Annotated in this window: 10 protein-coding genes; 4 read left to right on the forward strand and 6 right to left on the reverse strand. The window is 59.0% G+C overall.

Annotated elements, in window-relative coordinates; translation table 11 throughout:
- Window positions 1-59 precede the first annotated feature (59 nt).
- The 3 genes from OPC11_RS18895 to OPC11_RS18905 all read left to right on the forward strand — a co-directional run bounded on the left by OPC11_RS18895 (window position 60) and on the right by OPC11_RS18905 (window position 3,692).
- A complete protein-coding gene (locus tag OPC11_RS18895; RefSeq protein ID WP_264782962.1) occupies window positions 60-782 on the forward strand; it encodes a ThuA domain-containing protein in 723 nt (240 codons plus the stop codon).
- 177 nt (window positions 783-959) lie between these two features.
- A complete protein-coding gene (locus tag OPC11_RS18900) occupies window positions 960-2,558 on the forward strand; it encodes a response regulator (RefSeq protein ID WP_264782963.1) in 1,599 nt (532 codons plus the stop codon).
- A 327-nt stretch (window positions 2,559-2,885) separates the two neighbouring features.
- Complete coding sequence (locus OPC11_RS18905) at window positions 2,886-3,692, forward strand: hypothetical protein (RefSeq protein WP_007978120.1); 807 nt, start codon at window positions 2,886-2,888, stop codon at window positions 3,690-3,692.
- Window positions 3,693-5,479: 1,787 nt separating this feature from the next.
- Here OPC11_RS18905 and OPC11_RS18910 read toward each other — a convergent pair.
- Window positions 5,480-5,632: a hypothetical protein gene (locus OPC11_RS18910; protein WP_264782964.1), complete on the reverse strand. Its 153-nt coding sequence runs from the start codon at window positions 5,630-5,632 to the stop codon at window positions 5,480-5,482.
- 149 nt (window positions 5,633-5,781) lie between these two features.
- Between OPC11_RS18910 and OPC11_RS18915 the strand changes: the two genes are divergently transcribed.
- Window positions 5,782-7,023, forward strand: coding sequence for an orc1/cdc6 family replication initiation protein (locus OPC11_RS18915; RefSeq protein ID WP_026177973.1), 1,242 nt, complete (start codon window positions 5,782-5,784; stop codon window positions 7,021-7,023).
- Window positions 7,024-7,374: 351 nt separating this feature from the next.
- Here OPC11_RS18915 and OPC11_RS18920 read toward each other — a convergent pair whose 3' ends face one another.
- The 5 genes from OPC11_RS18920 to trxA all read right to left on the reverse strand — a co-directional run bounded on the left by OPC11_RS18920 (window position 7,375) and on the right by trxA (window position 12,938).
- Window positions 7,375-8,448 (reverse strand): trypsin-like peptidase domain-containing protein, encoded by a 1,074-nt coding sequence (locus OPC11_RS18920; RefSeq protein WP_264782965.1) that lies wholly within the window; start codon window positions 8,446-8,448, stop codon window positions 7,375-7,377.
- A gap of 160 nt (window positions 8,449-8,608) precedes the next feature.
- A complete protein-coding gene (locus OPC11_RS18925; protein WP_264782966.1) occupies window positions 8,609-10,771 on the reverse strand; it encodes a molybdopterin-dependent oxidoreductase in 2,163 nt (720 codons plus the stop codon).
- A 148-nt stretch (window positions 10,772-10,919) separates the two neighbouring features.
- Entirely contained in the window at window positions 10,920-11,720 is an 801-nt protein-coding gene (locus OPC11_RS18930; RefSeq protein ID WP_264782967.1) for a nucleoside phosphorylase, read from the reverse strand.
- 212 nt (window positions 11,721-11,932) lie between these two features.
- Window positions 11,933-12,499 carry a class I SAM-dependent methyltransferase gene (locus OPC11_RS18935; protein WP_264782968.1) on the reverse strand — a complete coding sequence of 189 codons (567 nt, stop codon included), beginning with the start codon at window positions 12,497-12,499 and terminating at the stop codon, window positions 11,933-11,935.
- A gap of 40 nt (window positions 12,500-12,539) precedes the next feature.
- Window positions 12,540-12,938 carry a thioredoxin gene (gene trxA / locus OPC11_RS18940; protein WP_007978108.1) on the reverse strand — a complete coding sequence of 133 codons (399 nt, stop codon included), beginning with the start codon at window positions 12,936-12,938 and terminating at the stop codon, window positions 12,540-12,542.
- Window positions 12,939-12,988: the final 50 nt, after the last annotated feature.

Below are 12,988 nucleotides of genomic sequence, written 5' to 3' on the forward strand. Positions count from 1 at the left end.
TGGTCTCGGCGGAGTGGGCTTCCGAAACACCCAATCGAGCGGCCGGTGAGAGACGAGACATGGACGACACGCGCGTCACGGTGTGGAACGAATTCCGGCACGAGCGAGAGGACGAAGCGAGCGAGGAGTGCTATCCCGACGGCATCCACGCGGTGCTCGCCGAAGCGTTCGAGGAGCGAGGTTTCGCTGTCGAAACGGCGACGCTCGACGAACCCGAGCACGGGCTGACGGAGGAGGTGCTCGACGAGACGGACGTACTCACTTGGTGGGGGCACACAGCGCACGACGAAGTGGAAGACGAAGTAGTCGAGCGGGTACAACAACGCGTCCTCGACGGGATGGGGCTCATCGTCCTCCATTCGGGTCACTTCTCGAAGATTTTCAAGCGGTTGATGGGAACGAGTTGCGACCTGAAGTGGCGGGAAGTGGGCGAGCGAGAGCGCCTGTGGGTCGTCGAATCCGGCCACCCCATCGCAGACGGAATCGAAGAGCAAGTCGTCGTTCCGAACGCGGAGATGTACGGTGAACGATTCGACGTTCCGGCCCCCGACGAACTCGTCTTCGTCAGTTGGTTCGAGGGCGGGGAAGTGTTCCGAAGCGGATGTTGTTACCGCCGCGGGTCGGGACGCATCTTCTACTTCCGACCCGGCCACGAAACGTACCCGATTTACAGACAGCCCGAGATTCGGCGTATCTTGGGGAACGCCGTCGAATGGGCCGCCGCCGGGAGCGGTGCCCGCCCCGAGTTCGGGAGGGTTCCCGAGCCGCCCGAAAAACGGTAGCTCGGTAGTCACAACGACGAGCCGAACACGTAGACTGGACCGAAATGGACGTACAACGAGCAGGCAATTGGTGTGAAACGATAGACGGGATAAACCGGGATACGTGAAGTATGTAATGTATCCAAGATGACGAGGACAAAGTTATATATTGGTCACATACGAGACGTGTAATGTAGAATGGAAGGTCGCCCGATTCGGGTGCTCCACGTCGAAGACAACGAGTTCTTCGGAACGATCGCGTCGGAAATCCTTCAACAGGAGATAGAGAACGTGACCGTTCGCACGGAGACCGTCCCAACGGACGCGCTGGCCCGCCTCGAACAGGAGCAGTTCGATTGCGTCGTTAGTGACTACGAGATGCCGGAGATGGACGGCCTCGAACTGCTCGACGCGGTTCGAGAGCGAGCACCCGAAATGCCCTTCATCCTCATGACGGGTGGCGGAAGCGAAAAAACAGCGAGCAAAGCGATTTCCGCTGGAATTACCGACTATCTCAGGAAAGGGACCGGAAAGAGACAGTTCGTCGCCCTCGCAAACCGAGTCGAGAACGCGGTCGCACATCGACGTGCGGAGCAGACGGTCCGACGTCAGATAGCGATCAACGAACTCATCTGGGGCATCAGCCAATCGCTTCTCGAAGCATCGACCCGCGGGGAGATAGAAGAGTCCGTTTGCGAACGACTCACGGCGTCCGAATCGTACCGCCTCGCGTGGATCGGAAAAGCCGACGACGACGGACGAATCGTTCCCCGCGTCTCCGCGGGAGTCGAGGAGGGATACCTCGACGACGTACTCCACACCGATTCGGAAGGATATCACTACACGCCGCTCGCACGCGCCGTCGAAACGGGACAGATGCAGATAACACAGAATATCGGCACGGATTCCTCCGACGAGGAGTGGCAGCGGAAGGCCCGCAAGCGCGGCTATCGGTCGAAGGCAACGATACCCCTCAGATACGAAAGCACCCTCTACGGGGTGTTGAACGTCTATTCTTCTCACCCGCACGCATTCGACGAAACGGAGCGACACGTCCTCTCGAAGTTCGGCAACAGCATCGCGTACGCCATCAACTCCGTTCGGACGCGACAGGAGTTGCTCCGTCGTGAACAACGCCTCCAAGTGTTCAACCGCATCCTCCGACACAACCTTCGAAACGACCTCAACGTCGTTCTCGGACACGCGGACAACCTCATAGAATCGGTCCCCGAGGCGACCGAAAGCGCCGAAATCATCAAACGAAAGGCGACAGACCTGATAGACGTCAGCGAAAAGGCCCGCGAGGTCGGTCGGACGCTCGACAAACCCAGCGGGACGCGGGCCGCCATCGAAATCACGGGTCTCATCGAACGGACGTGCTCTGATCTCCGAGAAGCGTATCCTTCGGTCGAGCTCTCCGCTGATCTCCCCGAGAGGGCGTGGGTATATGGCGACAAAACGCTCGATACGGTCGTTAACGAGGTCGTCGAAAACGCCATCAAACACAACGACCGCGAACGACCGACGGTGACGCTTTCGGTAACGACCGTCGAGGAGGACGAGAAACGGTGGGTAGAGATCGTCGTTGCAGACGACGGACCGGGAATCCCGGAGGAAGAACAGGCGGTGCTTATCGAAGGGAGGGAAACCGCCCTCCAACACGGTAGCGGACTCGGATTGTGGCTGACGAACTGGATCGTCGGTAAGTTCGGGGGCGAGCTACACTTCGGTACCAATCGACCGATGGGGAGCATCGTGACGATTCGACTCAAACGCGCCGATCCGTCGGTAGGGTAGTCGAGACACATCGGATAGTGGAACCCGTCGGATAATCGGAACCCGTTTTCTCGCCGTCGGCCGTCGGGACGGGACAATTCGACCGACAGTTACGCGCGCCTGCTGCAAACAACCCCTTACAATCTCGCTCCTGGTACCGCCATCACTTCCTGTACCGTTCTCACTTCCTGTACCGTTCTCGCTCCTGGTACCGTCCTCACACCGATAGATGGTGACCTCACTCGAATTGAGAATCCATTCTGCTTCCGTTAGTTTCTCGCTTTTTTAATACCATCGACAACATTCAACAATAAATATATAGTGGTGAAGGAAAATGATTGGAATGAAATGAGCACTGAACTCCCACGTACCATCGACCGCTTCCGACAGCCGGAGTACACGGGTGAAAATCGCTGTACACCCTGTACGATAGTCAACGTCGCTATCGCCGTCGTCGTCAGTACGATACTGACGTTTCCAGCGATGCCGCTCGGGATCGCGTTCTTCGCGTTCAGCATGGCCGCGATTTATCTCCGCGGGTACCTCGTTCCCGGAACACCGTGGTTTACGAAAACCTACTTCCCCGACTGGTTGCTTCGAAAGTTCGACAAGCACGAAATGCCGACCGCGACACCGGAACCGACGGACCGCGAGCCGGAGGACGTCCTCTCCGAGGCGAACGTCGTCGAACCCTGTGCCGAAATCGACGACCTCTGCCTCGACGAGAAGTTCCGCTCGGCGTGGCACGAGAACATGGAGCGCGTCATGGCGGACGGTGCAGAAAAGCGGGACTTGAGTCGAATTCTTGGCGCGGACGAATCGGAGTTGGAGTTCGAAGAGCACGACTCCGCCTTCATCGCCCGAATCGAGGGCCGCCGACTCGGCCAATGGGAATCTCGACCCGCGCTGATCGCCGACCTCGCGGCCGCCCGCGAGCTGAGCGACCGATACGATCACTGGGACGACCTCTCCGTCGACAACCAAAGCCGCATCCTTAGCGGCCTTCGTATCTTCCTCGATACCTGCCCGGAATGTGGTGATAATATCACGGCGGAGCAGGAAACCGTCGAGTCCTGCTGCCGGTCGATGGAAGTCGTCGCCGCCACCTGTGAAGGGTGTGACGCACGTATCCTCGAAGTCGAACAAACCGAATAAGAACCCCGTTATTCGGCCTGTTTCTACCGAACGACGTAACAATCGACCTTCTTCCAGTTCCGCTTCAAAGCACAGTGTCAACGGGTGTGTCGGTGGAAAGGCGGGTCGATTCGATGGAGATGAGGATTCGATGGAGATGGGAATTTGATTGGGATTTGATGGGGATTTGATTGGAGTTTGATGGGGACCGAATTGGAATGAGAATCGAATAAATGGGAGAACGAGCCGAAGTCGTGGTTCTCAGAGCCACACCACTGTTTCCGTTGTTTCCACGCCCGACAGACCGAATTCGGAGATCATAACTACATTGATTTACTAGGAGAAAAAACGTCGCAGAACGAATGAGAACCCAACTGATGGGAGAAACCCACAGATACCGAGAACTCGTTGACTCCTCTATTTCCGCTGTTCACTCTCCCGAGCAGCGATGGAATTGTTTCGAGGAGGTTATAAGCGACCCCGTGATTTCCGCTGTTTCCGTCGCTTCGTCGAATTACTCGACGACCCCATGATTTCCGCTGTTTTCAACGGGACCACCGTGTGTTCTGTCGGTGCTGTGGCTGCCGTATCGTCACTGTTTCCTCGCCGTTGTGGGAGCGATTTCTCGCCGTCGGTGAACCAGTCGGTACTGTCGGACAAGTCGTTCTGTTGGACTGGTCGTTACGGCGAATCGGTCGTTATGGTGGATTGTCGTTACTGGTATATCCTCGCTACAGTCGTAGTCTCTTCGTGACCCGTATTGTGGAACTCGTGTTGCTATCGTTCGCGGTAGGCGAGTAGTGGGTGAGTAGTAGATAAGAAGTAGGTGAGTAGTGAGCCGTGCTATGATAGCAGAATGGTGAACATCACAATCCGTGCTGTATCTCATCTCGACTGTACCGTTCAGCCTGAGATATCCATCGTCCCCTTGCTGCTGCCGACCCGAGTCGAAGTACACGGTCATGCCCGAGATCGAAGTACACGGTCCTACACACCCCACGATTTCCGCTGTTGGACGAATGAAACGTGCGGTGCCACCAAACGGAATGAGAATATGGGTAGGGGGACACCCACCCCATGATTTCCGCTGTTTTGGTGGGAAAGGGTGGGTGGGGGGGAGGGGGTGGGATAGGGTGGGGTGGGAGAGAGGAGGGAAGAGAAGTTCAGTCCTATCAACACGTGAACATCTGTGACGAACAGCGGAAACAGAGGAGTTTCTGCCGTACAGAGAACGGGCCAAAAAGACGGGAAAGTCGGGGTAAAAGCGTCCCTCGTTGCTGATAAGGCAGTTCAGCTGGGATATGAATCGAGAAGATCGAGAATGATCCACTAGTTAGACCCATAGATAATTATCTTTGAATAAGCTTCTAAAAACGGGGTGAGAACCAACCCGGAAACGTCTTGGAAAAACCTCGGAAAACGACTGGAAAAGTCACGAAAGAGGTAGTGTCAAATGAGATATATTTATAAGCCATACTTACTTGAACTACAGTCTAGTTTAATAGAATTATTAAGTTGTTCTTTTCTGCTACTACGGGTACTGTTATACGATATGGATAATAAAAGTACCGCCTTCTAGAGACCGCCTTCCTCCACCCCCACCATCCCTTCTCCCAAAGACTCCGGAAACCATGGGGTGGGTGTCCGTTTATAAACGACTCGTGTCTTTTCAACACCTCGCCATCAGATAAACACGCGAATTCTACGGCCAAATGACCTCTTCCTCGATTCTACTCGGATAAATCCACTTCGTCACTTTCCCCAACCCCACCGTTTCCGCTGTCTATCTCACCTCTTCTCCGACGTGTTCACATTCCGTGATTCTCCGTGACTCCCTGTTTCTCGTCCGTAATCTCCTTCTTCTGAGTTACCCTTTCCGAGTTTCCCTTTTCGGATTTCTCTTCTCGTTCCTCCTTTCCGTTCTCCCTTTTCGCTCCCCCTTTCCGGTTTTTCGTCTCCAAGTTTCCAAATCCCGGAATTACCGAAACGCTTCCCCGCGGACAACGGAAACGATGCACCGTGACAAATCCTGAAGGGACTTAAATCATTCGGAACAAAAGAAACAAAGGACGGCCCAGTTTTATATACTCGACCGTGAATACGTTGTGTAATGACCTCGTTTAGTTTCGACCGGGATAACTCCCTTTATAAAAATCGGGACGCCCTTTTGGAGGAGTACACGCCGAATAATCTGGTCGGTCGGGACGACGAACTCGAAGAGTATCACGCCGCACTGCAACCGATAATCAACGGGGAAGCGCCGTCGAACATCTTTCTGTACGGGAAAAGTGGGGTCGGAAAAACCGCCGCGACGCGATTTCTTCTGAACCAACTGCAGGAAGACGCCGCTCGGTACGACGATATCACCCTTTCCGTCGTCGAGATCAACTGCGACGGTCTCAATTCGAGCTACCAGGTCGCGGTTCGGCTCGTCAACACGCTCCGCGATCCGGCTGATCAGATCAGCAACACTGGCTATCCGCAAGCACAGGTCTACAGCTTCCTCTGGGACGAACTCGACGAACTCAACGGCACCATCATCATCGTTCTGGACGAGGTAGACCACATCAACGACAATTCCATTCTCTATCAAATCCCTCGCGCGCGAAGCAATGGATACCTCGAACACGCCAAAATCGGCCTTATCGGCATCAGCAACGACCTCTCGTTCCGCGATTCGCTCTCGGCGAAAGTTCGCTCCTCGCTCTGTGAAAAGGAAGTCTCGTTCCCGCCGTACGACGCGACGGAACTCCAGAAGGTGCTTTCCCAGCGTGAACAGGTCGCGTTTCACGAGAACGCCCTCGCGGAAGACGTGATTCCGCTCTGTGCGGCGTACGGTGCACAGGACGCCGGTGACGCGCGGCAGGCGCTGGACTTGCTCCTGGAAGCGGGGGACCTCGCGCGAAAGGACGCGGCGGAACAGGTCGTCGACCATCACGTTCAAGAGGCACGCCGGAAACTCGAACGCGACCGGATCATGGAGGGCGTCGCGGACCTCACCCAACACGCGCGTCTCATCCTCTACGCCCTCACATCCCTCGAAGCGGAGGATAACTCCCCTGCCCGTTCGCGAGACATCCGCCCTCGGTACGAGCAGCTGTGTAATCACATCGGCACCGAAGCGCTCACGAGCAGGCGAATGCGCGACCACCTCGCCGACCTCGCAATGCTCGGCGTCATCTCTTCGACCGAGAAAAACGAGGGAATGTCCGGCGGGAAGTACCGCGAGCATGCGCTCAAACAGGACCTTCATCTCGTCGTGAGCGCCCTCGAAGAGACCATCGAACTCGCTGGCGTCCACGAAAGTATCCGCCCGTACTATCAGTCACTGCTCGACGAGCGCGAGGATTGAGAAAGAGGTGTACACGAAAGGCGAGAATGAGTGAGAAGTGAGAGTGAATGTCGACTGCGAAACGAGGCTGTACGAGGAACGAAGGATAACGCACGTCTTCACGCCTAACACCATCGTTGCCGTTGTTATGGTAACGTCACTGTAGTCGAATTAACTCCACAATTTCCGTTGTTTTTCCGATGCCGGGTTTTGACTCCCGTATATAACCGCTCAACCCCTCCATTTCCGCTGTTCTTCGCAGCTCATTCTCCGAATCCCGCCCTTCTCTCCTTTCTACCGTTCTTTGTTCTCCGAATCTCTTCTCCGTCGGATCTCTTCTCCGCCGGATCTCTTCTCCGTCATCTCTCCGACTCACTCCACGCCGACGCTGATGCCGCCGCGTCCGGGTGCTTTCGGTCGCTCACCGAGAACGACCGTCTCCGACAGCCGTTGCCCGTTTCGAACGAGTTCGACCTCTGCCTCCTCTCCCGGTCGCGCTTCGATGAGGAGGTGTCGCATCAACTCCTCGTGTGAACGTACCGCTCGTCCGTTCATACCGACGATGACGTCTCCACCGATCGGGACGTCGCGTCCGCGGAGCGTTCGCACCGATTCGCATCCCACGAGGGCACCGCTCGCCGGACCGAGGCGCACGTCCACGACGAGAACCCCGCGCGTCTCCGCTAACTCGTTCGCCTCGGCGACGAGCGGCGACACGTCTACCGTCGAGATTTTAAGGTACGGATGGCGGTAGGTGCCGGTTTCTATCAGCGTCGGTACGACCCGCGAGACGATGGCTCCCGAGATGGCAAAGCCGATACCGTCCCCCTGTCGAGCGCGGTTGACGCCGACGACTTCCCCGTCGAGCGTCACGAGTGGCCCGCCGCTGTTTCCGGGATTGATGGCCGCGTCGGTCTGTACCGTATCGGGAATGGCGAAGCCGTTCCCGGTGGGGAGCGAGCGATTCGTTCCGCTGACGATACCCGTCGTAATCGTTCCGTCGAGACCCATCGGGTTCCCGAGCGCGGCGACCCGCTGTCCCGGCGTCGGCGCATCCGCCGCGACGGGGAGCGGCTCGGCGTACGCCGGAAGGTCGGTGACTTCGACGACCGCGAGGTCGGTTCCACCGTCTCGTCCGACGACGCGTCCGGTTCGCCAGTCGCCCTCGCTGAATCGGAGTTCCACCTCGTCGATACCGCCGACGACGTGCCCGTTCGTCACGACATATCCGTCCGGCTCCCGCTGGGCGTCGTGGTCGTATATGAATCCCGACCCCGCGCCGCTCCTCGTCGGGCCGTTCACGTCCCGCGGCGTGACGTACACCGACACGACCGACGGAATCGTTTCGTCGTACAATCGTTCGTATAGCGACTGTTCGTTTATGGGATGTCTATCTGCCGACTGCTCGTCCGTTTCGTATTTGTCGTCTGATTCGTGTTCGTTCATGCTTCGTTCGACTCTCGAACGCGCGGCCGCTGTTTGCCGACTCGCTCGATGCTCGCCACCGCTTTGCGATTCGGAGGCGACGACATCCGGGGCCGCGGATCGATAGCCGAATTCACGATAGGTTAGTGCCGAACACGGTTAAGCACGTCACTTGCTATCATCAATCATTGCTCGCTCCGGATACCTCCTTCGTGACCGTCACGGGAACGTGTTTGTACGTCGGAATCTTCGATTCGGGGTCGAGTTCGTCACCAGTGAGTCGATTGACGAGCGGTTCGGCGAAGTGGAACGTCAGGAACACCACGCCGGAACGAATCGATGGCGTGACCGTCGCACTCGCTTCCACCCGACCGTGCTCGCTCTCGACGACGACCGTTTCCCCGTCCTCGATTCCTCGCTTTCTCGCGTCGTCGGGGTGTATCTGCATCGCGTCGGTGCTCCGAAGGCGCGTCAACACGTCGGATCGTCGGGTGACGACCCCGCTGTTGAAGTGCTCGATGACGCGCCCAGTCGTCAATACGAGTTCATCCTCGTCGTCCGGTTCCACGAGTTCGACCGGGACGAGCGGCACGCGTCGGTGTCCGTTGGCGAACGTCTCCCGGTGGAGGACACCGGTTCCTTCGCTCGCTCCTTCCGGTAACGGCCAGCGTTGACTTCCCTCCCCGATTTCCGCGTACCGCATCCCGGCGTACTGCGGCGTCACCCGCCGTAACTCCTCGAAGACGGCCGCCGCCCCGTCGTAGTCGAACGTCCCTTCCGACGCCTCGTTTTCGGTCGCTTCCTCGTTTCCCGTCGGCCGCATTAGCCTTCGGCCGAGTTCCCGGAGAACGTCTAAATCGGCGCGCGCGTTCCCCGGTGGGGAGGCGACGGGACGCATCCGCTGTACCTGTCGGTCGGTGTTGGTCACGGTTCCCTCCTTCTCCGCCCACGAACTCGCCGGGAGCACGACGTCCGCGTGTTCGACCGTCCTCGTCGGGAAGATATCCTGCACGACGAGACAGTCGAGCGAATCGAGTTCTCGCGCCGTTCGACTCGCGTTCGGTTCGGTCGCCGCGATGTTCTCGCCGAACACGAACGCGCCGCGAATTCCGTCGCCGAACTCGTGTGTCATCTCGACTTCCGTCAGACCTGGTTTCGACGGCGGTTCGACACCCCACACGTCTCCGATAGCGGTCCGGGCGCCCTCGTCCGTGACCGAGCGGTAGCCCGGGAGCACGTCTGGTAAACAGCCGACGTCGCTCGCGCCTTGGACGTTGTTCTTTCCGCGAAGCGGGTTGACGCCAGCACCGCGCTTTCCGATGTTTCCGGTGACCAGCGAGAGGTTGAGAAGCGCGTGGACGTTCGTCGTCCCGTAGCGATGCTGGCTCATCCCCATGCCGGTGAACGCCGCGGCGCGGTCCGCGGTGGCGTAGACGCGCGCGGCCTCTCGGAGGTCGTCCTCCGCGATGCCCGCGAGTTCCGCACACGCGCTCACGTCAACGTCGGCGATGAATTCCCGAAACGCGGCGACCTCGGACACGCGTTCGCGGAGAAACCCCTCGTCCTCCAACCCTTCCTCGAAAATCACGGCGCACATCGCGTTCAACAGCGGGATATCGTAGCCGGGTTTGACCGGCAAGTGGTGGTCCGCGATGGCGCTCGTTCGGTTGGTTCGCGGGTCGATTTGGACCACCGTCGTCCCCTCTTTCGCGGCCGGTGCGAGGTACGAACTGAAGATTATCGGGTGCTGTTCGGCGGGGTTCGAGCCACAGATGAGAAAACAGTCGGCGTCCCCGAGGTCCGAAAGCGTGTTCGTCATCGCACCGGCACCGAACCGACTCGCCATCGCCGCGACCGTCGAGGAGTGACAGAGCCGAGCGCAGTTGTCCACGTTGTTCGTGCCGAGGGTCCGAGCGATTTTTTGAAGCAGGTAGTCCTCTTCGTTCGTACACCCTGAGGAGGAGAAAAATCCCAGCGCGTCCGGTCCGTGTTCGTCCACGATGCGGGCGAATTCGGTTTCGATTCGGGAGAACGCCTCGTCCCAGGAAACGCTCACGAGGTCCCCGTCGCGGCGAACCTGTGGTTCGGTCAACCGCTCGTCGTGGCCGACGACTTCGTAGGCGGCTACCCCCTTCGGACAGAGTTCACCGCGACGGTTCACCGGCGCGTGCCACCCTCGTCCCCGTGCGGACTTTCCGGACGTGCCCGTTTTCGCCGGTCGAACGCCGCAGCCGACGCCGCAGAAGGGACAGATGCTTTTCGCGTCCCGTTCGATGGTCCGTTCGCCTCCGTCACCGGTTTGCTCACTTTCGCCACCGATTCGCTCCTCCGAGTTATCTCCCATGCACGTGCATGCAACCGGCCGTTGCTAATGCTTGTCGGGGAATCGAACGTCGAGCGACTCTACGCACTACCGTCCGTCATCGTGGCCCGTCGTTACCACCACCTGTCTCCATGGCCGTGACCGACGGTCATCGGGAACCTCCGTACGGTCACGACTCTTCCGAATCTGATCCTTCCGCATCGGACTCTTCTGCATCGAGGTGGTCGTGAAGCGCCGCTATCGCCGGGGCGAGGAGTTTCGGCTGTACGTTCTCGTACTCGATGCCGGGGTCCCACTCCTCCTCGGTCAGCAGGTCGCCGATGTCGAAGACCGCGGCCGCATCTACGCCGCGAAATTCGGCGACCGCGAACAGGGCCGCCGCTTCCATCTCGACGCTGACGACCCCCGCATCCGCGTACTCCTCGATTTCGGCCACCGTCTCGCGGTAGAACGCGCTCGTCGTCCACGTGGTTCCGCGGTGCGTCGGTACCTCGCTCTCTTCGAACCGCGCTTCGAGGCGGTCGGTGAGTTCCGGCGAGGGTTCGGCCTCGGCTTCCGGCGGGAGATAGTGATACGAGACGCCCTCGTCCCGGATTGCCTCGTCGGCGATTATCGCGTCCGTAGGTTCTATCGAGCGCTGGAGCGTCCCGCTCCCGCCGACGATACAGAGCGCTTCCGCGCCCGCCGCGATGAGGTTCTCGGCGACGGTGCCCGTCGCGGGCGCACCGATACTGAACCCGCCGACGACGCCGACCGTTTCGTCGATGGGGTGCACCTCGAAATCCCGAACGATTGGTATCGGGTCGCCCGTTCGCTCCGCGAGTATCTTCTCGAAGAAATCACGTTGGTAGGTGATGATGACTGCCTTCGGAATCTCCACTCCGGTGTCGCCGCCCTGTCCGTCGATGGCGTCCGCGGCGGAGAACAGCGCCGGGGAATCGTACTTGTCGCCGTAGTTCGGAATCGGCATGTTGTTTATCTCGGTTAGATGTGGCAAATAAGATATTGATACATGGTAGCATCTTTCGTCGGATTGCTCGTCAGCGTCCTCGAAAATTCCGTAGTCCCCCGGTAATCCGCTGTGTCACTTCGCCGAAATCGGTGCGACCGTTCGGCGGTCCATCGAACTGATGGCGTGAAAATCGAACCGACTCGGCGTCCTACCGTCGCCTTACCGTTGCCCTACCGACGCGCGACCAGCACGAACGTCTCGGGGCGCTCGCGTCCCGATTCCACCTCGAACCCGGCGGCGGTGAGGAGTTCGCGCGCCGTTTCGAGGTCGTAGCGCTCGTCGACCGGCGGCCCGCTTTCACCCCGCCCGTCGGCGCTCCAGTCGGCGACGACTAACCGGCCATCGGGTCGAAGGACGCGTCCGACCTCCGCGAGCGCGTCCTCGCTCGCGAACTCGTGGAACGTCATCGTCGAGAACGCGGCGTCGAGTTCGTCGTCGTCGAACGGAAGGTCGTCGATGGTCGCCGTCACGAGCGCGACGTTCTCCGGGACGCCCTTCTCCCGGTAGTAGTCGTGCATCGCGTCCTGCATGTCGACCGCGTACACGCTGACGTTCGACGTCTCGCCGAACGAGGCGACGTCGTCCGTGTAAAATCCGGTCCCGCTCCCGAGGTCGGCGACGGTTTCGTCGGTATCGAGGTCGAGTCGCGCCAGTAACTCCTCGCGGGAGACGTACCGATACCGCCCTGCGTCTTCGAGCTTTGCCGCCTTCTCGGGGTCGAACGTGTGAAAACCCATCTCGTTCTCCTGTTGTGACCGGTCGAATAAAGAACCCCGTTTAGGCGAACTGGTTGACGAGATTCATCAACGTCGCCTGGTCCTGCATCCCGACCATCCGCTTTGCGACCTCGCCGTCGGCGTACAACTGGAGCGTCGGCACGCCGCGCACGCCGTTCTGCTGTGCGAGCAGTTGGTGTTGGTCGATGTCTACCTTGGCGACGACGGCTTCGGTCTCTTTCGCCACGGCTTTGACCACCGGTTCGAGCATCTTGCACGGGCCACACCAGTCCGCGTAGAAGTCCACCAACACGACGTCGTTCGTCTTCGTAAGCTCGTTGAGGTGCGACTCACTCTCGACGTGAACCGGCTCTTTTGGGGTTCCTTCGTCTTCTTCCGTCGTTCCGTTCATCAATTCTTCCCGTTTTTGTTTCCTGATTTCGCTGATTTCGTCCGTCATCTACCCCACGATAGGGACCCATCCGACTTAACGGTTTTGCACTAATTGCA

This window comes from Haladaptatus sp. T7 (assembly GCF_026008575.1).
Lineage (GTDB): Archaea > Halobacteriota > Halobacteria > Halobacteriales > Haladaptataceae > Haladaptatus > Haladaptatus paucihalophilus.

Excerpts from the sequence above, each read along its gene's own strand:
- OPC11_RS18900 (WP_264782963.1), top strand. The coding sequence starts at position 960 with ATGGAAGGTCGCCCGATTCGGGTGCTCCACGTCGAAGACAACGAGTTC.
- OPC11_RS18895 (WP_264782962.1), top strand. The coding sequence starts at position 60 with ATGGACGACACGCGCGTCACGGTGTGGAACGAATTCCGGCACGAGCGA.
- OPC11_RS18920 (WP_264782965.1), bottom strand. The coding sequence starts at position 8,448 with ATGAACGAACACGAATCAGACGACAAATACGAAACGGACGAGCAGTCG.
- OPC11_RS18925 (WP_264782966.1), bottom strand. The coding sequence starts at position 10,771 with ATGGGAGATAACTCGGAGGAGCGAATCGGTGGCGAAAGTGAGCAAACC.
- OPC11_RS18935 (WP_264782968.1), bottom strand. The coding sequence starts at position 12,499 with ATGGGTTTTCACACGTTCGACCCCGAGAAGGCGGCAAAGCTCGAAGAC.
- OPC11_RS18905 (WP_007978120.1), top strand. The coding sequence starts at position 2,886 with ATGAGCACTGAACTCCCACGTACCATCGACCGCTTCCGACAGCCGGAG.
- OPC11_RS18915 (WP_026177973.1), top strand. The coding sequence starts at position 5,782 with ATGACCTCGTTTAGTTTCGACCGGGATAACTCCCTTTATAAAAATCGG.
- trxA (WP_007978108.1), bottom strand. The coding sequence starts at position 12,938 with ATGACGGACGAAATCAGCGAAATCAGGAAACAAAAACGGGAAGAATTG.
- OPC11_RS18930 (WP_264782967.1), bottom strand. The coding sequence starts at position 11,720 with ATGCCGATTCCGAACTACGGCGACAAGTACGATTCCCCGGCGCTGTTC.